This is a genomic window from Mesorhizobium sp. C277A (genome assembly GCF_040324395.1).
Classification (GTDB): Bacteria; Pseudomonadota; Alphaproteobacteria; order Rhizobiales; family Rhizobiaceae; genus Mesorhizobium.
The window spans coordinates 5,817,320-5,835,290 of sequence record NZ_JAMYVW010000002.1 but is presented as its reverse complement, the minus strand read 5'-3'; the positions used below and the strand labels follow the sequence as shown (position 1 = coordinate 5,835,290).

The 17,971-nt window shown below is 63.1% G+C and carries 16 protein-coding genes and 2 pseudogenes; 3 read left to right on the top strand and 15 right to left on the bottom strand.

The window, feature by feature from the left end:
- Positions 1-2: 2 nt before the first annotated feature.
- Genes NKK52_RS28685 through NKK52_RS28665 form a run of 5 tightly spaced genes read right to left on the bottom strand, consistent with a single transcriptional unit; the run spans position 3 to position 4,798 of the window.
- Positions 3-1,082: an imelysin family protein gene (locus NKK52_RS28685; protein WP_023682016.1), complete on the bottom strand. Its 1,080-nt coding sequence runs from the start codon at positions 1,080-1,082 to the stop codon at positions 3-5.
- Entirely contained in the window at positions 1,082-2,671 is a 1,590-nt protein-coding gene (locus NKK52_RS28680; RefSeq protein ID WP_023682017.1) for a di-heme oxidoreductase family protein, read from the bottom strand. Before NKK52_RS28680 ends, NKK52_RS28685 begins: the two co-directional genes overlap by 1 nt.
- Positions 2,672-2,683: 12 nt before the next feature.
- The gene (gene bfr, locus NKK52_RS28675) at positions 2,684-3,169 is read right to left on the bottom strand and encodes a bacterioferritin (RefSeq protein ID WP_023669537.1); all 486 of its coding nucleotides are present in this window, start codon (positions 3,167-3,169) and stop codon (positions 2,684-2,686) included.
- Positions 3,135-3,446 carry a (2Fe-2S)-binding protein gene (locus NKK52_RS28670; RefSeq protein WP_023669536.1) on the bottom strand — a complete coding sequence of 104 codons (312 nt, stop codon included), beginning with the start codon at positions 3,444-3,446 and terminating at the stop codon, positions 3,135-3,137. The genes bfr and NKK52_RS28670 overlap by 35 nt, the downstream gene beginning before the upstream one ends.
- A gap of 59 nt (positions 3,447-3,505) precedes the next feature.
- A complete protein-coding gene (locus tag NKK52_RS28665; protein WP_023682018.1) occupies positions 3,506-4,798 on the bottom strand; it encodes an imelysin family protein in 1,293 nt (430 codons plus the stop codon).
- A 490-nt stretch (positions 4,799-5,288) separates the two neighbouring features.
- On the opposite strand from NKK52_RS28665, the gene NKK52_RS28660 reads away from it, so the two are divergent.
- Entirely contained in the window at positions 5,289-6,542 is a 1,254-nt protein-coding gene (locus NKK52_RS28660; RefSeq protein WP_023669534.1) for an NAD(P)/FAD-dependent oxidoreductase, read from the top strand.
- Between the two features lie 121 nt (positions 6,543-6,663).
- Here the strand turns inward: NKK52_RS28660 and NKK52_RS28655 are convergent, their stop codons facing one another.
- Entirely contained in the window at positions 6,664-7,941 is a 1,278-nt protein-coding gene (locus tag NKK52_RS28655) for a 4-aminobutyrate--2-oxoglutarate transaminase (RefSeq protein WP_023669533.1), read from the bottom strand.
- A gap of 210 nt (positions 7,942-8,151) precedes the next feature.
- Between NKK52_RS28655 and NKK52_RS28650 the strand changes: the two are divergent.
- Positions 8,152-8,688, top strand: a pseudogene (locus NKK52_RS28650) (efflux RND transporter permease subunit); the annotation flags it as partial.
- Positions 8,670-8,843 (top strand): hypothetical protein, encoded by a 174-nt coding sequence (locus tag NKK52_RS28645; RefSeq protein ID WP_023682020.1) that lies wholly within the window; start codon positions 8,670-8,672, stop codon positions 8,841-8,843. The pseudogene NKK52_RS28650 and the gene NKK52_RS28645, both read left to right, overlap by 19 nt.
- A 68-nt stretch (positions 8,844-8,911) precedes the next feature.
- On the opposite strand, the gene NKK52_RS28640 is transcribed toward NKK52_RS28645, so the two are convergent.
- From NKK52_RS28640 to NKK52_RS28600, 9 genes and pseudogenes are all read right to left on the bottom strand, one after another.
- Positions 8,912-9,250: a hypothetical protein gene (locus tag NKK52_RS28640; RefSeq protein ID WP_023682021.1), complete on the bottom strand. Its 339-nt coding sequence runs from the start codon at positions 9,248-9,250 to the stop codon at positions 8,912-8,914.
- A 14-nt stretch (positions 9,251-9,264) separates the two neighbouring features.
- Positions 9,265-10,014 (bottom strand): ABC transporter ATP-binding protein, encoded by a 750-nt coding sequence (locus tag NKK52_RS28635; RefSeq protein WP_023682022.1) that lies wholly within the window; start codon positions 10,012-10,014, stop codon positions 9,265-9,267.
- Positions 10,011-10,847, bottom strand: a complete 837-nt coding sequence (locus tag NKK52_RS28630; protein WP_023682023.1) for an ABC transporter ATP-binding protein — start codon at positions 10,845-10,847, stop codon at positions 10,011-10,013. The genes NKK52_RS28635 and NKK52_RS28630 overlap by 4 nt, the downstream gene beginning before the upstream one ends.
- Positions 10,848-10,857: 10 nt before the next feature.
- Entirely contained in the window at positions 10,858-11,778 is a 921-nt protein-coding gene (nikC, locus tag NKK52_RS28625) for a nickel transporter permease (protein ID WP_023682024.1), read from the bottom strand.
- Positions 11,775-12,842: an ABC transporter permease gene (locus NKK52_RS28620; protein WP_023682025.1), complete on the bottom strand. Its 1,068-nt coding sequence runs from the start codon at positions 12,840-12,842 to the stop codon at positions 11,775-11,777. Before NKK52_RS28620 ends, nikC begins: the two co-directional genes overlap by 4 nt.
- Positions 12,843-12,861: 19 nt before the next feature.
- The gene (locus NKK52_RS28615) at positions 12,862-14,505 is read right to left on the bottom strand and encodes an ABC transporter substrate-binding protein (RefSeq protein WP_023682026.1); all 1,644 of its coding nucleotides are present in this window, start codon (positions 14,503-14,505) and stop codon (positions 12,862-12,864) included.
- A gap of 263 nt (positions 14,506-14,768) precedes the next feature.
- Positions 14,769-16,045 (bottom strand): annotated as a pseudogene (locus NKK52_RS28610) (lytic murein transglycosylase).
- A 194-nt stretch (positions 16,046-16,239) separates the two neighbouring features.
- Positions 16,240-16,845 carry a recombination mediator RecR gene (gene recR, locus NKK52_RS28605; RefSeq protein ID WP_023682028.1) on the bottom strand — a complete coding sequence of 202 codons (606 nt, stop codon included), beginning with the start codon at positions 16,843-16,845 and terminating at the stop codon, positions 16,240-16,242.
- A gap of 95 nt (positions 16,846-16,940) precedes the next feature.
- Positions 16,941-17,909, bottom strand: a complete 969-nt coding sequence (locus tag NKK52_RS28600; protein ID WP_023682029.1) for a cell wall hydrolase — start codon at positions 17,907-17,909, stop codon at positions 16,941-16,943.
- Positions 17,910-17,971: the final 62 nt, after the last annotated feature.

Genomic DNA, 17,971 nt, shown 5'->3' with positions numbered 1-17,971 from the left:
GGTCAGTCCCCGTCCAGTGACGAAAAGCCGGCGGTCAGGCCGAACTCGGCGGTTAGCCGGGTGCCGATCAAGCCCGACAGGCTGGAGGTGATCAGCGCGAAATGTTCGAGTTTTCCGCGCTCCGCGGGATCGGCGAGCGTCTTGTCGATCCGACCCTGGATGGATTTGGCAGTGGCAACGCCATTGATGAGCTGGATATGGATGGATTCCGCCATCCATCTGCTATCCTCGGGCAGCGCGTCGCCGAGCTTCGAGGCCTGGAACAGCGCATCAATGCCGGAGAGGTTGCCGGCTAATGAAAGGCCGGTGTTTTGCGAGCGCCAGTAGATCGCTTGCCTCGGCTTGTCACCCTGCGGTTTGGCGCCGAGAAAACCTTTGAGGCGCACGTCGCGCACCATTTCGAGTTCATTGATGAACACGCCGACCAATTCGGTCACCGCTTCAGTGCCGTCGCGGTAAAGCGCATTGTCGGGTCCGGGATTGGCCCACAGGCCTGCAAAACCGTCCGGTTTTTTCCAGGCGGCGTCGACATCGGCCGCCATGGTCTCGATATTCTTGGCGATCGCCGCGCCATAGGCGCAGCGATAGGGCTCGTCCTTGCCGACGAGCGTCTCGGCGCCGTCGCCGTAAAGCACGAACTCAAGCGCCCCTAATCCCTGCATCGCGACACTCTTGCCCGCCAGCTGCGCCGGATCGGTGGCGGTCGGATCCTTGCCGGCCAGCGCCGCCTGCACCTGCTTCAGGCCGATGCTCTTTCGGTCCGGCCAGTAGAGCATGCGCTCCAGCCGGTTGTTCTCCTTGATTGGCCCGAAGCCGATGATTTCAGCCGACGACCAGGCTGCGACCGTGGCCGAGAATCCGGCATGCGCGGCATCGAGGTTACCCTGCGACGGCGCCTGGCAGAGCGCGTCCATGGCCTTCGCCAAGGTGCCGGCATGGCCATGCAGGCTGGCATAGGCGGGGCGGACAAAGCCGTCGATCGCTCTTTGGATCACGTCGGAGGCTTTCACCGAGGCCGATGCCGGGGACGCACCGAACAGAGCCAATGGGAGGAGTAGAACAGGCAAAACCCGCTTGAGCATCAGAATGACTCCAGGAATTTGATGAGAGCATCGCGGTCGGCCGTATTGGCGGCGGCGAAGCGATCGCGCGCTTTCTGCCCCTCGCCACCATGCCACAGGATCGCTTCGGCAAGCGTGCGCGCACGCCCGTCATGCAGGAAGAAAGCGTTGCCGTTGACGGTCTTTGTCAGGCCGATGCCCCATAGCGGCGGGGTGCGCCATTCACTGCCCGTGGCATCGCCCACCGCCTGGCCGTCGGCAAGGCCAGGCCCCATGTCGTGCAGCAGAAAGTCGGAATAGGGCCAGATCAGTTGGAACGCCTGCGCCTTGTTCCCGCGCATGGTGACGAATTTCGGCGTATGACAGGCAATGCAGCCCATCTCGTAGAACAGCTTCTTGCCGGCGAGCACGGCGGGTGCGCCGACATCGCGCCGCGCCGGCACCGCAAGGTTCTGCGAATAGAAGGTGACGAGGTCCATCACCGGTGGTGGCGCCTCGACCGGGCCGAGCCGCTTCTGCACGCCATTGGGCATGGCCAAACAGGCCTCTTCGGCTGCGGTGCAATCGCCCCAGTGACTGGGCTCTTCCGGCGTCGAAATGCCGATGTCGCCGGCAAAGGCGTCCGCCGCCTGCTGGCGGATCGACGCGGTCTGGGCCTTCCAACCGAAGCGGCCAAGCGTCAGTTGCCCACTGCTGAGGTCACGCACCATGTTGGGCTTGCCGGAAATGCCGTCGCGGTCGTCGGGATCGGCATGGGCAAGGAGGTCGGCCGGCGCGATCTGCTCGATCAGGCCAAGGCCGATCATTGGCGGCGTCAGGCGCGGCGACAGCGTGGTGCGCGGGTCAAGCGGGCCGTAGCCAAGCCCGTCGACCGAATAGCTCGGCTTGCGCAGCCAAACCAGGCTGCCGTCGCCGAGCGTGACCTTTTCCTCGCGATAGTCGACATACATGCGGCCTTCGCCCTTGAGGCCGGGCACCGCCAGTCCCTGCAACTGCGCGCCGTAGACCAGATCGGGGAAGTTCAGCACCTTGTGCGCGGCGATCTCGGTCTTTTCCTCGGCCGTGCTCGCATCGCGCGCTAGCCGCAGGAACATCGACGTGGTGCGGCTGTCGGCGGCCGGCGGGCGGCCGCGGCCATCCTTCAAATGGCAATTCTGGCAGGCGCGCTCGTTGAACAGGGGTCCGAGACCGTCCGAGGCCTGGGTCGAGGATGGCGACGACACCCAGTTCTTGCGGAAAAGCGCATTGCCGAGCTTGAAATTGCCCTGTTCCTCGAAGGTAATGTTTTCAGAGGGTTGCGAGAAGGCGTCGCGGTCGACCTGCTTGCGCGACGTGCCGGCGCCGCCTTGCATCGTTTCGAAGGATTCGGGCTTGGAGAAATCCTGGGTTGGCCTGGTAACTGCAAGGACGCGGGCCTGGTCCTTCGGCGTCAGGTCGGTGCGGCTCGTGGCGAGGCCGACCGGTTCCGACGATCCGGCCAGGGCCGGGGCCAAAATTGCCGCCAGGGTTACAACCGAAAGCCCGCGAAAGGCCTGATATCGCGGGTTTTTGAGGAGCAGCGGGCCGGCGGCCCGCCGCAAGCGGCGCAGAATATCTATGGGGCGCCGCATTCCTGCATGGTCCTATTCCGCCTCGTCCGCCGATGCGGCGTTGAGCTGGCCGTATTTTTCCTCGCCGATCGAGGCAAGGAGGTCGAGCTGCGTCTCGAGGAAGTCGATGTGACCTTCCTCATCCGCCAGCAATTCCTCGAACAGCTTCATCGTCACGTAGTCGCCGGCTTCGTTGCAGATCTCGCGCGAACGCTTGTAGGCGGTGCGTGCGTCATATTCGCCGGCGAGATCGGATTCGAGCACTTCCTTGACGTTCTGGCCGATGCGCAACGGCGCCACGGACTGCAAATTGGGATGCCCTTCGAGGAAGATGATACGGGCCACCAGCCGGTCGGCATGGTGCATCTCCTCGATCGATTCGGCGCGTTCCTTCTTTGCCAGCTTGGCATATCCCCAATCTTCGAGCAGGCGGAAATGCACCCAGTATTGATTGACGGCGCCAAGCTCCAGGAACAGAGCCTCGTTAAGCCGCTCGATGATCTGCGGTTCGCCTTTCATGGATTCTGCTCCCATATTGGACGCGCAGGCCTCTGACGCGATCCAGGTGTGAAACGATGTCCACGCCGCTCGCCTCCGAACGGGTGTGGTAATTTTCGGTGACCCGAATGATCGTTTCGACCACATTTGGGAAGCAGCCGCAACAGCGACCGCGCTTTTGCATCGTGTGATAGACCTTCGCCGGCACGATCAGTTGCCAGGGGTCCTGATCCAGCAGATCGACGATCGTCTGCTCAATCTCCTTTTCGGTGATGATGTTGCAATGGCAGATCAGCATGGATTGGCTCTGGCTGACGGCGCCCCTCCGCGCCGTTTGGCTGGTAGTTGGTTGGGGTGCTACTTGAACACCTTGTCCGGTGCGTCGAGGCTGTCGGACCCCTCGAAGGCTATGTTGTTCAGCTTCAGCGCGCCGACGGCGCGTTCGATCGACTTGGTCTGGTCGACCAGCGCGTCGATTGCCGCCTGCACGGTAGCATTGCCTTCGGTGTTGCCCTCGGCGATCTGCTGGTCGTAGGCCTCGCCGGCCACTTCCCGCGCCTTGATCGCCTCCATCTTGGCGACCGAGACATCGAGCTTGTCGGACAGTTCCTTGTCGATCGCCGGATCGGCCGCCTTGACCATATCGTGCACCGACGGGCCTGAAACGACGGTGCCGTCGATGCGCGTGTAGCTGGCGAGATAGGCGGCGCGGATGCCGATGGCGTCATAGAGATGCGAGTTGTAGGTATTATCCGAGAAGCAGTCGTGCTCCTCTTCGGGATCGTGCAGCAGCAGGCCGAGTTTCATGCGCTCCCCGGCCAGTTCGCCGTAGGACAGCGAGCCCATGCCGGTGAAGATCACCGAGATAGCGGTGTTCGGCTGGCCATCGACGAGGTTCTTGCGGGCGGCGCCGTCTTCCTTCCAGTTGCCGACCATCTCCTGCAGGTCGGAGACCAGAAGATCGCTGGCCGACTTCAGATACTCGGCCCGGCGATCGCAATTGCCGCCGGTGCAGTTCTTGAGGTCGTAGTCGGTGAACGGACGCTCGCCGGCGCCCGGGCCGGTGCCGTGCAAATCCTGGCCCCAGAGCAGGAATTCGATGGCGTGATAACCGGTGGCGACATTGGCCTCGATGCCGCCGGCCTCCTGCAGCGTGCCGGCGAGGAACTCCGGCGAAAGCTTCGAGGCGTCGACCTTCTTGCCGTCGATCTCGATGTCCTTGTTGGCGATGACATTGGCGGTGTAGAGCGCGTTGGCGTCGGACTCGGTGCCGTAGCTCTTGGCGACGTAGTCGATCAGGCCTTCGTCGAGCGGCCAGGAGTTCACCTTGCCTTCCCAGTCGTCGACGATCTTGTTGCCGAAGCGGTAGACCTCGGTCTGCTGGTAGGGCACGCGCGACGCCTTCCAGGCATCGCGGGCGGCATTCAGCGTGTCCGCCGACGGGTTGGCAAGCAGCGCGTCGACAGCCTTGTCGAGCGCCTGCGCCGTGGTCAGCGAATCCTCGTACTTGGCCAGCGCGATGTCGGAATAGGTCTTGATGACCGCCTTGGCATCGATCTCCGCCGCCTTGGCCGGCAGGATGAAAACCGCCGCCGTCAACATAGCCGTGGCACCGATCGCAGCCAGTCTGCCGCCATATCGCGCTGTCATCATCAGTCTCCAGTCCAAAGGGGATTCGGTAAAAGGCGCGCGTGCCAAACGGTGCCGGGACATAGGCATGCCGTAGGACACCACAGATGCCGCGCCGCTCTGCGGCTCACGGGAGAAAGACACCAAATGCCTCCAATCGAACGGGTTCAAGGCCCAAACATCAAAGGGATGCGCTGACGCGCGAGCCTCCATAAAACGATGGCGAGGCCGCAAGTCAACTGGTGAACCCTAGAAAATTCAATTGAAACAACAGTTTAGAATTATTCTAAACTAGCACTATCAACTTTAAATCGTAGCCAGCAGCCAAGGTGAGAGACGCCGCGATTGACAAGCGACCGTTCCGGGTGCGACCCGGACCGGGGCTCTTGCGACGGCGGCAGACAATCGCCATCTGGCGGAACGGCTCACAATCAAAGCATGATGTCGTCCGAAAACCGCTTCACACTTTTCGGCATCATGCTCCAGATTTGAAACAGGAATTCGGGTTGCGATGAAGAACGGGGTCGTCATTGTCGGTGCGGGTCATGCGGGCGTGCAAGCGGCCGCCAGCCTGCGCGAGGAAGGCTATGACGGGCCTGTCATACTGATCGGCGACGAAACCGATCTGCCCTATCACAAGCCGCCGCTGTCGAAGACCTTCATCAAGGACGCCGATGCCAAGCCGCAACCCTTGCGCGGCGAGGCCTTTTACACCGGCAGCGCCATCGACTTCAGGCCGGGCATCCGAATAGACAGCCTCGATACGGCAGGCTGCAAGCTGGAGGTAGCGGGCGGCGGCGTGCTGCCGTTCGACCGGCTCATCCTGGCCACCGGTTCGCGGCCGCGGCTTCTGCCGCTGCCGGGCGCCGACCTCTCGGGCGTGGTGTCGCTGCGCTCGATCGCCGATGCGCGGCTGATCCGCGCGCTCAGCGCCCAAAGCGAAGACGTGGTCATCCTCGGCGGCGGCTTCATCGGGCTGGAGATCGCGGCAACGCTGAGGGCCGCCGGCCGCAACGTCACCCTGGTCGAGGCTGTCGACCGGCTGCTTGGCCGCGCCGTGGCGCCGGTGGTGGCGAGCCATGTCCGCCAACGGCTGGAGGCGATCGGCGTGCGTATCCTCACCGGCACCACCATTGCCGGGCTGGAAGGGGAAAACGGCCATGTCTGCGCTGCCATCACCTCCACCGGCGAAAGGCTGCCCGCGCGCATGGTCATCGTCGGCATCGGCGCCGTGCCGAATGTCGAACTTGCGCAGGCTGCCGGACTGACTGTCGCCAATGGCATCCGCGTCGACCAACAGATGCGCACCTCAGTGCCTGATATTCTGGCCATCGGCGACGCCGCTTCCTACCGCCACTGGTCGACCGGCGGCGACGTGCGGCTGGAATCGGTGCAGAACGCCACCGACCAGGCGCGGCTTGCCGCACGCACGATCACCGGCCATACGGACGCGTATGCGGCGGTGCCGTGGTTCTGGTCTGACATCGGCGACATGAAACTGCAGATGGTCGGGCTGACCTCGGGCGGCGACAGCCATGTCGTGCTGGGCGACCTCGCTGAGAACAAGTTCTCGATCTACCACTATGCTGGAAGCCGGCTGCTCGGCATCGAATCCGTCAACAGGCCGGGCGACCATATGCTGGGCCGCAAGATGCTCGGGGCCGGGTTTTCGCCGATGGCGCAGACGATTGCTGAGGGACCTGACGGGCTGAAGGCTGCACTGGCAGCGTTCCAGCAGGATGAGCCGGCACGGGCTGCGGGCTAGACGCACTTACCCTCCCCCTTGTGGGGAGGGTCGCTGCGAAGCAGCGGGGTTGGGGTCGGCGCGAGGCCCCCCACCCGGACCTGCGGTCCGACCTCCCCACAAGGGGGAGGTAGGGTTTGCGCTAGGCAGCGCAGACTTCGCGGATCGAGCTTTCCAGAATGTCGAGCGCCTCGTTCATGACATTGTCCTGGATGGTGATCGGAGCCAGGAAACGGATGACGTTGCCGTAGACGCCGCAGGTCAGCAGGATCAGCCCCTTGTCGAGCGCCTTCAGCCGGATCGCATTGGCGATCTCGGCCGACGGCAGGCCCTTCTTGACGTCGTTGAACTCGACCGCGTTCATGAAGCCGAGACCCCTGATGTCGACAATCTCGGGCACATCGTCGCGGATCGACTGCAGCCGCTGTTTCAGCCGGGCGCCCAGCGTATTGGCGCGGTCGCACAGCTTTTCGTCCTCGATTACGTCGAGCACGGCGTGTGCTGCGGCGACACCGATCGGGCTGCCGCCATAGGTGCCGCCGAGCCCGCCAGGACCGGGCGCATCCATGATCTCGGCGCGGCCGGTGACCGCCGCCAGCGGGAAGCCGCCGGCCAGGCTTTTCGCCATGGTGGTAATGTCGGCCGCGACCTCATGATGATCCATGGCGAACATCTTGCCGGTGCGGGCAAAGCCGGTCTGCACCTCATCGGCGATCAGCAGCATGCCGTGCTGGTCGCAGAGCTTGCGCAGCGCCGTCAGGAATTCGCGCGGCGCGTCGTAGAAGCCGCCCTCGCCCTGGACCGGCTCGATGATGATGGCGGCAACGCGAGCCGGATCGACATCGGCCTTGAACAGTTTGTCGAGTGCGGCCAGCGAATCGGCTGTAGACACGCCGTGCAGCGGCACCGGAAACGGCGCGTGGTAGACGTCGCCCGGCATGGCGCCGAAGCCGACCTTGTAGGGCACGACCTTGCCGGTCAGCGCCATGCCCATGAAGGTGCGGCCGTGGAAGCCGCCGGCAAAGGCGATGACGGCTTGGCGGCCAGTGGCGTTGCGGGCGATCTTGATGGCGTTCTCGACGGCTTCAGCACCCGTAGTGACGAAGATGGTCTTCTTCTCGAACTTGCCGGGCAGCATGCCGTTCAGCCGTTCGGCCAGCCTGACATAGCTCTCATAGGGCACGACCTGGTGGCAGGTATGGGTGAAGCGGTCGAGCTGTGCCTTGACCGCCTCGATCACCCTGGGATGGCGGTGGCCGGTGTTGACGACGGCGATACCGGAGGAGAAATCGATGTATCGGCGGCCTTCTACATCCCAGATCTCCGAATTCTCGGCGCGGTCGGCATAGATCTGCGTCGTCATGCCGACGCCGCGCGAGATCGACTGGTTCTTGCGCTCAGAAATGGCTGCGTTCTTCATTTCGTCCCTCATCGGGCCGACGCCCGTTCTCGTTAGATGAATGCCAAGGCCTCTTCTGACCTTATTTCACGTTTTCCTCAAGTTGGCACCGCCGCCGGGCGATTGGGCCTGTCGTCGATGCGGGCCACTTCGACAGACCGGTCTTAACCAGCCGACCGATACACGTACGGGGCAGTCCGTGACAGCTCACCCGTCACCGGGAACGGCGAAGCGATCCCGCTCGCCGCGGTGGCGAACTTCCGCTACGACCTCGAACAGCCGACGGTGTGGCGGCGCAACCGCATCCCGATGATCACCGTTCGCGCAGGCCTCGTTGGCGACGTGCTGCCGGCCACCGTCGTGAACGAATTGAAGCCGTCGGTCGACGCCTTCATCGCCAAACTACCGCCCGCTATTCCGTTGCAACCGCCGGCTCGGTCGAAGAAAGCGCAAAAAGCCGCAGCGGTGGTGCCGCTGATGCTGTTCGTGATGGCGACCATCCTGATGATCCAGTTGCAAAGTTTTCAGCGCCTGTTCCTGGTGGTGGCGGTGGCGCCGCTCGGCCTGATCGGCGTGGTCGCGGCCCTGGTGCCGAGCGGCGCACCGCTCGGCTTCGTCGCCATTCTGGGCGTCCTGGCGCTGATCGGCATCCTGATCCGCAACTCGATGATCCTGATCGTGCAGATCGAGGATCTGGTGGCCGAGGGCCAAGACCGCTGGGAAGCCGTATCGAAGCGACCGAGCACCGCATGCGGCCGATCGCGCTGACGGCCGCGGCCGCCAGCCTGGCGCTGATCCCGATCGCGCGCGAAGTGTTCCGGGGCCCGATGGCATACGCCATGATGGGCGGCATCATCGCCGGCGATCACGCTGCTGTTCCTGCCGGCGCTTTATGTGACGTGGTTCAGGATCAAGGAGCCTAAGCAGGGGGACGAACCATCTGTTCCAGAGAACGGCGAACTGGCGCAAAGCTCGACTTAGCCCTCCTGCATCACTCGTTGTCGTTGGAGGGTACAGGGAGTGATTTAGCGCGCTGCCAAGGCGACAATTTTGAACTGCGCCAAGCATGCCAGCCTTTTGGCAAATCGGCCAATTCCAGGATGCTCTCATCCCGCTGAACCACATTCTGGAGGCTGACGAGCATTAGCTCGGGTTCATCTCGATTTTGCTTGTCGTTGCTATGAAATTGCCAACTGCCACCCTCATCGTTGTGGTTATCGTCGTCATCAGCTTCGTGCACAACGTATGCGATCCAGTCACCACGTTTAAATATGCTTCTGTCCGACAACACCGCGACATTGGGTGGGTCTTCGAACGTCCATTCCGCCATAGGAAACCCCAGATTCAAGCGGTCCGCACAAACCCCTCGCTCGCCCTCAACAGATTGCGCGTATAATCCTTCTCTACGCGATGCCCGATCAGCTGGCTCGCGGTGAGATTTTCCACCGCTTCGCCGTTCTGCATCACCATCAGGCGCTCGCACATATGGGTGATGATGGCGAGGTCGTGGCTGACCATCAGGAAGGTCAGCTTGCGCCGACGGCGAACCTCTTCCAGCAGGTTGAGCACTTCGGCCTGCACCGAAGCGTCGAGCGCCGAGGTTGGTTCGTCGAGCAGCAGGATCGACGGTTCGAGGATGAGCGCGCGCGCGATCGCCACGCGCTGACGCTGACCGCCGGAGAGCTGGTGCGCGTAGCGGAAACGGAAACCGTTGCCTAATCCGACCTCGTCGAGGGCGCGCTGGATGCGTTGCTCGCCATCGGCAAAGCCGTGAATGGCGAGCGGTTCCTGTAGCAGGCGGTCGACGGTCTGACGCGGGTGCAGCGAACCATAGGGGTCCTGGAAGACCATCTGCACTTCGCGATAAAAAGCCTTGTCGCGGCGCGCTCCCAGCGTCTTGCCATTGACCGTGATAGTACCGGATGCGACAGGCACCAGGCCGGCAATGGCTTTGAGCAGCGTCGACTTGCCGGAACCGCTCTCGCCGACCAGGCCGAAGGATTCGCCGGACTTCACCTCGAGGTTCGCCCCTTTCAGCGCGCGAAAACGGTCGAACACCACCTCCAGCCCTTCAATCGAAATGGCTGGCGTCATGCCGCCCACTCCGGCTTGCGGTCGAGCACCGGCAGCGGGTGGCGTTCGTAACCGATCCTGGGCATGCAGTTGAGCAGGCCGCGCGTGTAGGGATGCTGGGCGTCGCGCAGCTCCGACGCCTTGAGCTGCTCGACCACCTTGCCGGCATACATGACGATGACGCGGTCGCAGAAGGAGGCGACCAGCCGCAGGTCGTGCGAGATGAAGATCAGGCCCATGCCGCGCTCACTGACCAAGCGGTCGAGGATGCCGAGCACATCGAGCTGCACGGTGACGTCGAGCGCCGAGGTCGGCTCGTCGGCGATCATCAGTTCCGGTCCGGCGATCAGCATCATTGCGATCATGGCGCGCTGGCCCATCCCGCCGGACACCTCGTGCGGATGCAGGTCGAAGACACGCGAGGGATCGCGGATCTGCACAGCTTCCAGCATGGCCAGCGCCCGCTCGCGCGCTTCGGCCTTGGAGACCTTTTCATGCGTGCGCAGCGTCTCGACGATCTGGCGGCCGATGCTCATCACGGGGTCGAGCGAATATTTCGGATCCTGCAGGATCATGGCGATGCGTTTGCCGCGCAGCGCCCGGCGCTGACGGGCCGGTATGGCCAGAAGGTCGATGCCGTCGAGGGCGAGCTTCTTGGCCGACACCAGAGCCTGCGGCGGCGTCAGGCCCATGATGGCGCGGCCGGTCTGCGACTTGCCGGAGCCGCTTTCACCGACAATGCCCAGCCGCTCTCGGCCAAGCGAAAAAGTGACGCCGCGCACCGCCTGGATGAGGCCGGTCCGAGTCGGGAAGGTGACGCGCAGGTCGTCGACATCGAGAAGTGCACCGCTCATTGGTCACCACTCATTGGTCGCCACTCCGGGGATCGAGCGCATCGCGCAGGCCGTCGCCAAGCAGGTTAAAGCCGAGGCTGACGATGAGGATGGCGAAGCCCGGCGCGCCGGCCACCCACCATTGGTCGAGCACGAAGCGGCGGCCGGACGCGATCATCGTGCCCCATTCCGGCAGCGGCGGCTGGGCGCCCAGGCCGAGGAAGCCGAGGCCGGCGGCGGTGAGGATGATGCCGGCCATATCGAGCGTCACCCGGATGATGAGCGAAGAGATGCAGAGCGGCATGATGTGGCGCAGCACGATGCGGAACGGAGAGGCGCCCATCAATTGCACCGCCTTGATGTAATCCGAATTGCGCACGGTCATCGTCTCGGCCCGCGCAATTCGGGCGTAAGGCGGCCACGAGGTGATGGCGATGGCCAGCACCGCGTTTTCGATGCCGGGGCCAAGGGCCGCGACAAAGGCCAGTGCCAGGATCAGCTTGGGGAAGGCGAGGAAGATGTCGGTAATGCGCATCAGAATGGCATCGGTCCAGCCGCCGGCATAGCCGGCGACGGTGCCGACCAAAAGGCCGATGGGGGCTGCGATGACAGCGACAAGAATGACGACATAGAGGGTCCAGCGCGAGCCAAAAAGAATGCGCGAATAGATATCGCGGCCGAGATCGTCGGTGCCGAACCAATGCGCCGCACTCGGCGCCAAAAGCCGGGCATTCTTGAGATCGCCGATGGTCGGCGAATAGGGCGCCAGCACATCGGCAAAGGCTGCGACCAGCAGCAGCGCGATGATGATGAGCAGGCCGAGAAACGCCAGCCGGTTGGCGGAAAAGCGCCGCCAAGCGACGTAGGCGCGGCCGAGCCGTGCCTGCATGCGCGAGGCCGGCCGATCGCTGAGCAGCCAATCGCGGCGCGTTTGGATTGCTTCGGCGCTCATCCTGTCTTCGTCCTCGGATCGAGCACCTTGTAGAGAACATCGGACAGGAGATTGATGCCGATGAACACCGAACCGATGACGATGGTGCCGCCGAGCACGGCGTTCATGTCGGCGTTCTGCAGCGAATTGGTGATGTAGAGGCCGATGCCGGGCCAGGAGAACACCGTCTCGGTCAGCACCGAACCTTCGAGCAGCCCGGCATAGGACAGCGCGATCACCGTGACCATCGGCACCGCGGCGTTGCGCAGCGCATGGCCCCAGATGATTCGCGTTTCAGACAGGCCCTTGGCGCGCGCGGCGACGATGTATTCCTGCGACAGCTCGTTCAGCATGAAGGAGCGCGTCATCCGGCTGATATAGGCGAGCGAGAAATAGCCCAGCAGCCCTGCCGGCAGGATGATGTGGCGGTAAGCGTCGTAGAAGACATCCCACTGGCCCTGCAGCGCGGCGTCGAGCAGGTAGAAGCCGGTGATCGGTGTGAATGTGTACTCGTAGACGATGTCGAGGCGGCCGGGAAAAGCCACCCATTGGAGCTTGGCGTAGAACAGGACAAGCCCCAAAAGCCCGATCCAGAAGATAGGCACGGAATAGCCGATCAGGCCGACAATGCGAACGATCTGGTCGATGAGACTGCCGCGTTTTACCGCTGCCAGCACGCCGAGCGGCACGCCGATCAACGAGCCTATCAGAGTGCCCAAAGTCGCGAGTTCGATCGTTGCCGGAAAGGCACGGCGGATGTCGGTCATCACAGGATTGGTGGTCAGCACAGAGGTGCCGAAATCACCGTTCAGCGCATGCTTGAGATAGATATAGAATTGCTCGATCAACGGCAGGTCGAGCCCCATCTCGCGGCGGGTGCGCTCGACGACATTGGCCGGTGCGCGGTCGCCGAGCACCGCCAGCACCGGATCGATCGGAATGATGCGGCCGATGAAAAAGGTCACCGCGAGCAGGCCGAGATAGGTGGTGACGGCGATGACCAGGAAGCGGCCGATCGCCAACAAGATAGCGACGGCGCGGGCGCTTCCCTGCCCCGCCGTCGCCTGGTTTTCAATCGCGCTCATCAGGGCGCGTCCGCCGGCGCTATTCCTTGGAGACCGGGCCGACGAAGTTGGTGTCGAAGCTCGGACCGAGCGCAAAGCCTTTCAGGTTTTTGCGCAGGCCTGCCACTTCCAATTGCTGGTGGATGATTACGAAGGGGCTGGTGTCGAGGATCGTCTTTTCAAGGCTCTTGTACATATCGGCGCGCTTGCCGGCATCCTTCTCCAGCAAGGCTGCTTCGGTCTGCTTTGTCAGGTCCGGGATGTCCCAGGCATTGCGCCAGGCCAGCGTCTTGGTCTTGCCTTCATCAGAATTGTCCGGGTTTGAGGCAAAGGTCTGGGCGTTGGAGTTCGGATCGAAATAGTCCTGGCCCCACTGGCCGATATAGATGTCATGATTGCGGGCGCGGTATTTGGTCAGCGTCTGCTTGCCGTCGCCCGGGATAATTTCCAGCTTGATGCCGGCCTGGCCAAGCGTCTGCTGGATCGATTCCGCCATGCCCGTTGTCGGCTGTCCCGTGCGTACGTCCATGGTTACGCTGAAGCCGTCGGCCAGGCCGGCCTTGGTCAGCAGTTCCTTGGCTTTGGCGACGTCGAACTTGAACGGATTTTCGTCCAGTTCGCCCAGCACGCCCTTGGGCAGGAAGGTCTGGTGAATCTCGCCAATGCCCTTGAGGATGGTCGTGCTCAGCGCATCGTAGTCGACCAGATATTTGAACGCCTGGCGAACCTCGGGCTTGGCGAGGTTCGGATTCTTCTGGTTGAGACTGATGTAAAAGACCGTGCCCTTCGGCGCGCTGGTCGTGGTGAGATCGGCATTCTTGGCGATGGCGTCGAGATCGTTCGGCTCGAGGTTGCGGGCAACGTCGATGTCGCCTGCTTCGAGCGCCAGGCGCTGTGCCGAGCTTTCCTTCATGTTGCGGTAGATGACGCGGGCGAGCTTGGCCTTCTCGCCATTGTAATTGTCGTTGCGCTCCAGCACGACGACCTCATTGGCCCGCCATTCGCGCAGCTTGTAGGCGCCGGAGCCGGCATAACCGGTCTTCAGGAAGGCGTTGCCGAAATCGTTGTCCCATTTGTAGTCGGCACTCGGCGTCACCGCGGCGACATGTTCCTTGACCAGCTTTGCGTCGACGACCGAAGCGACCGTTGCCGACAGGCAGTTTAACACGAAGCTCGGCGCATAGGCCTTGTCGACGGTGAACTGGAAGGTGGTATCGTCGACGGCCTTGGCCTTGTCGGCAACATTGTCGCCGCTGATGCCGAACTGGTTGATGATGAATGCCGGCGGCTTATCCAGCTTGATGGCGCGCTCGAAGGAATAGGCGACATCGGCGGCCGTCAGTGGATTGCCCGAAGCGAACTTTAGGCCGGGCTTGAGCTTGAACGTATAGACCAGGCCGTCGTCGGAGACGGTCCAGCTCTCGGCAAGGTCGCCCTTGACCTTGGAGGTGTCGCTGAGGTCGAGGCGGACCAGCAGATCATAGGTGTTGCCGGTGACCTCTGCGGTCGACAGTTCGAACGCCTCCCCCGGATCCATGGAGATGATGTCGTCGATGGCAAAACCTTCGACCAGCGTGTCGGCGGGGGTCACGGCAAAGGCCGGCGCGACGCCAATGAGCAGAGCGGACATGGCAGCACCTGCGAGCCAGACGCGCGAACGTAGAGCAAACTTTTCCATCATCATGATGATTGTTCCCTGTTTTGTTGATTGTTGACCCCGAGTTCCCGGCTCAGGGCTGCAGTAATCTTTTTCGCGGCCGGAGGACGACCGTTAGACCCCATACCGTGTTGATTTTTTTCCAGTTGGTCAACACCCTATCCGGCGGCCCTCCAACCGGCAACGGGCATTTTGCGAGCCGGCATACTGGACCGGAATACGCTGTGCGCGTCGAAGCATGGGCGAGCCAATTGCAGCCGCCGATGGGGAAAAATCTGCTCTTTTCGGTGCTACTTGATGGCAGCAACCAGATCGGCGTCGGGGAAGCAGGTGGCGGGGCGGCCGTTCTTTTCCTGCCAGGAGCCGATCGAGCGGCGGGTCTTGAAGCCGGGCAGACCATCGGCGCTGCCGACATCGTAGCCCTTGGCCTCCAGCGCCCGTTGCAGCGCGGCGATGTCGGAACGATGCAGGCCGCCGACCGCACCCCAGCTGCGGACAAAATCAGCATCGCCATGGGCGATGCGGTCAGCGCCATGGCCGATGAACAGGGCGTAGAGGTCGCTGGTGTTGTACTGTTTCAGCACGTAGAAATTGGGCGTGGCGATAAAGGCCGGGCCGCTGCGTCCGGCCGGCATCAAAAGGAGCCCTTCCGCCTTCAGTTCGTTTGCCGGAAAGGCTTTGCCGCCGACGCGGCTGATTCCCATCGCCGCCCAGGTTGAGATCTTCTTGCCTTGGTCGGGACCTTCGAGCGAGCAGGAAACGCTTTCCGGCACCGTCACCTCGAAACCCCAGCCACGCCCCTTCACCCAGCCATAGTGGACGAGATAGTTGGCGATCGAGGCCAGCACGTCCGGCGTCGAATTCCAGATGTCCGGGTGCCCATCACCGTCATAGTCGACTGCGTGCTTCAGGAACGAGGTCGGCATGAATTGCGGCTGGCCGAGCGCGCCGGCCCAGGACGATTTCATGGCGCCGACCGGCGCCAACCCATGCTCGACGATCTCGAGCGCCGCCAGCACCTCGGTGCGGAAGAAGTCCTTCTTGGTCGACATGAACGCCTTGGTGCCGAGAACCTCGAAGGCGTCGTAGGGCATTTTCGCCGCGCCGAAGCCGGTCTCGCGGCCCCAGATCGCCAACAGTATCTCGCCCGGGACACCGTAGCGCTTTTCGATCGCAGCCAGCGTCTTGGCGTTGGCCGCCTCGCGCGTGCGCCCACCTGACGTGACGGCGCGCACCGTCTTTCGGCGAAATAGGCGCCGGGCGAACCGAACTCCGCCTGATGCTGCTTCTGCGGCGTGTTGGGCTTTTCGCCGGGCAGAACGAGGTCGGGCAGTTTGAGGTTCGGCTTCACGCCGTCGAAAGCGGCGTCGAAGGTGGATTTGGAGATGCCTTTGTTCTGGGCTTCCGGCCAGAGATCGGTTTGCAGCCAGGCGCGGAACTGGTCGTCGATTTTGGCCGCGGAGGCTGGGGAGATGAGGAAGAGGGCGAGCAGGGCTGCAAGGAATGAAAATAGTAGCAGCCTTGGAGGCTTGCGTTCCTTCACACCCCCCTCTGTCCTGCCGGACATCTCCCCCTCAAGGGGGGAGATCAGCAGCTTCTTGGACGGCATTCTTCTTTCAACGCAGGTGGTAGGCGAAAACCGAAGCGACAGCCAATCTCCCCCCTTGAGGGGGAGATGTCCGGCAGGACAGAGGGGGGTGTTTGGCGCAAACCTCGAAGAATGCGAAGCTTTCATGTCGCACATCCTGCCCGCCAATTGCGTCAAAACGCCGTCCGCGAGCGCAAGGCCGCCGCCAGCGTCCCCTCATCCAGATAGTCGAGTTCGCCGCCGACCGGCACGCCATGCGCAAGCCTGGTGACCTTGATCTCGAAACCCGAGAGCTGGTCGGTGAGATAATGCGCCGTCGTCTGGCCCTCGACGGTGGCATTGACGGCAAGGATCACCTCCTTCACCTCACCGCCGGCAACGCGGTCGACCAGCGAGCGCACGTTGAGCTGTTCGGGACCGATGCCGTCGAGCGGCGACAGCGTGCCGCCGAGCACGTGGTAGCGCACATTCATGGCCGCCGCCCGCTCCAGCGCCCAGAGATCGGAGACATCCTCGACGACGATCAGCGTCGAGGCATCGCGGCGCGGATCGGTGCAGATCATGCAAGGGTCGGAGGTATCGACATTGCCGCAGGTCGTGCAGATGCGCACCTTGTCGGCGGCTTCAGCCATGGCGGCGGCGAGCGGTGACAAAAGCTGCTCCTTCTTCTTGATCAGGTGCAGTGCCGCACGCCTGGCCGAACGAGGCCCTAGCCCCGGCACCTTGGCCAGGAGCTGGATCAGGCGTTCGATCTCGGGACCGGCGATTCGCTTTGACATCGCACTGATCTAGGATTTTTCCGCGCGCTTTGAAACATGCGCATACGCACCGAGCCCGCCATGCTGCCATGGCGGGCTCGGAAATGTTCTGGGCGTCAGTAGGCTGAGAGCGGCCGGGTTTGATCGACGATCATTGCGCCGATATCGTCGGTGTTCTCAGGCGTCGACTGGAAGCCCATCGACGCTTCCTGCGTCGCCGATGGCACCAAGGTGACGTAGCGGGCGTTCAGCGTGCCGCCGAAACGCGAGGCATCCGGCTCGGCCATCGGCTCCTGCATCGCCACCTCCGTCTGCTTGGCGGCGACGCGGGCGCTCATAGCGGGCGCCGCGGAAGCCGTCACATAGGTCTGCTCGGCCGGGGCACGTGTCGCCTTGGCTGCGCGAACCGCCGCGGCCTGCTTGGCAGGATCTGGACGGACAACGGTCTTCACCACCGGCTCGGCGGAGGCAACCTGCACCGGCGCTTCAGGCACAGGAGCGCGCGGCTGCGCCGAGGCAACCATGGTCGTGGATTCATCCGGCAGCGGCTGCCAGTTGCGGCCGCGCTTCTCGTAGAAGGCGTTGCCGCCGGCAACCATGGTGTAATGCATGTTCTTGTAGGGGAACCTCAGGCCGGCGGTGTGGAAGTACATCGTGTTCTTCAGCTTGGCCTTGCGCTCGCCCTTGAGCACCGCATCGGCGGCCTCCTCGACATCGGGCATCGCTTTCGAATTCATCGCCCGCGTCATCACGCCGGGCGCGAACTGGCCCGGTTCGCCAACCACTTGGCAAATGGTGCTGCCATGATTGCCGGAGCGCAGCCGGTTCATCACCACCGTGCCGACGGCGATCATGCCGTCACGGCTCGAGCGGTTGGACTCGAAGAACATCGCCCGCTCCAGGCATTCCTTCTCCTTCGGCGTGTTGCGGTAGGCGCGCGTCGAAAGGAAGCTGGGCGTGATGGCGTCGGTCAGGCTGGCGACCGACAGGCCGTGCGAAGACGTGGTCTGGCTGCAACCGGCCAGGAACATAGGGGAGAAGATGATGCCGAGCAGAAGCGGCGTCTTCCATCGCGTCGCGATCAACAAAAATGCCTCATTGTCCAGATGCCAGCCCGCCCCGAGATGTGGCAAGAATGAGACTCTTA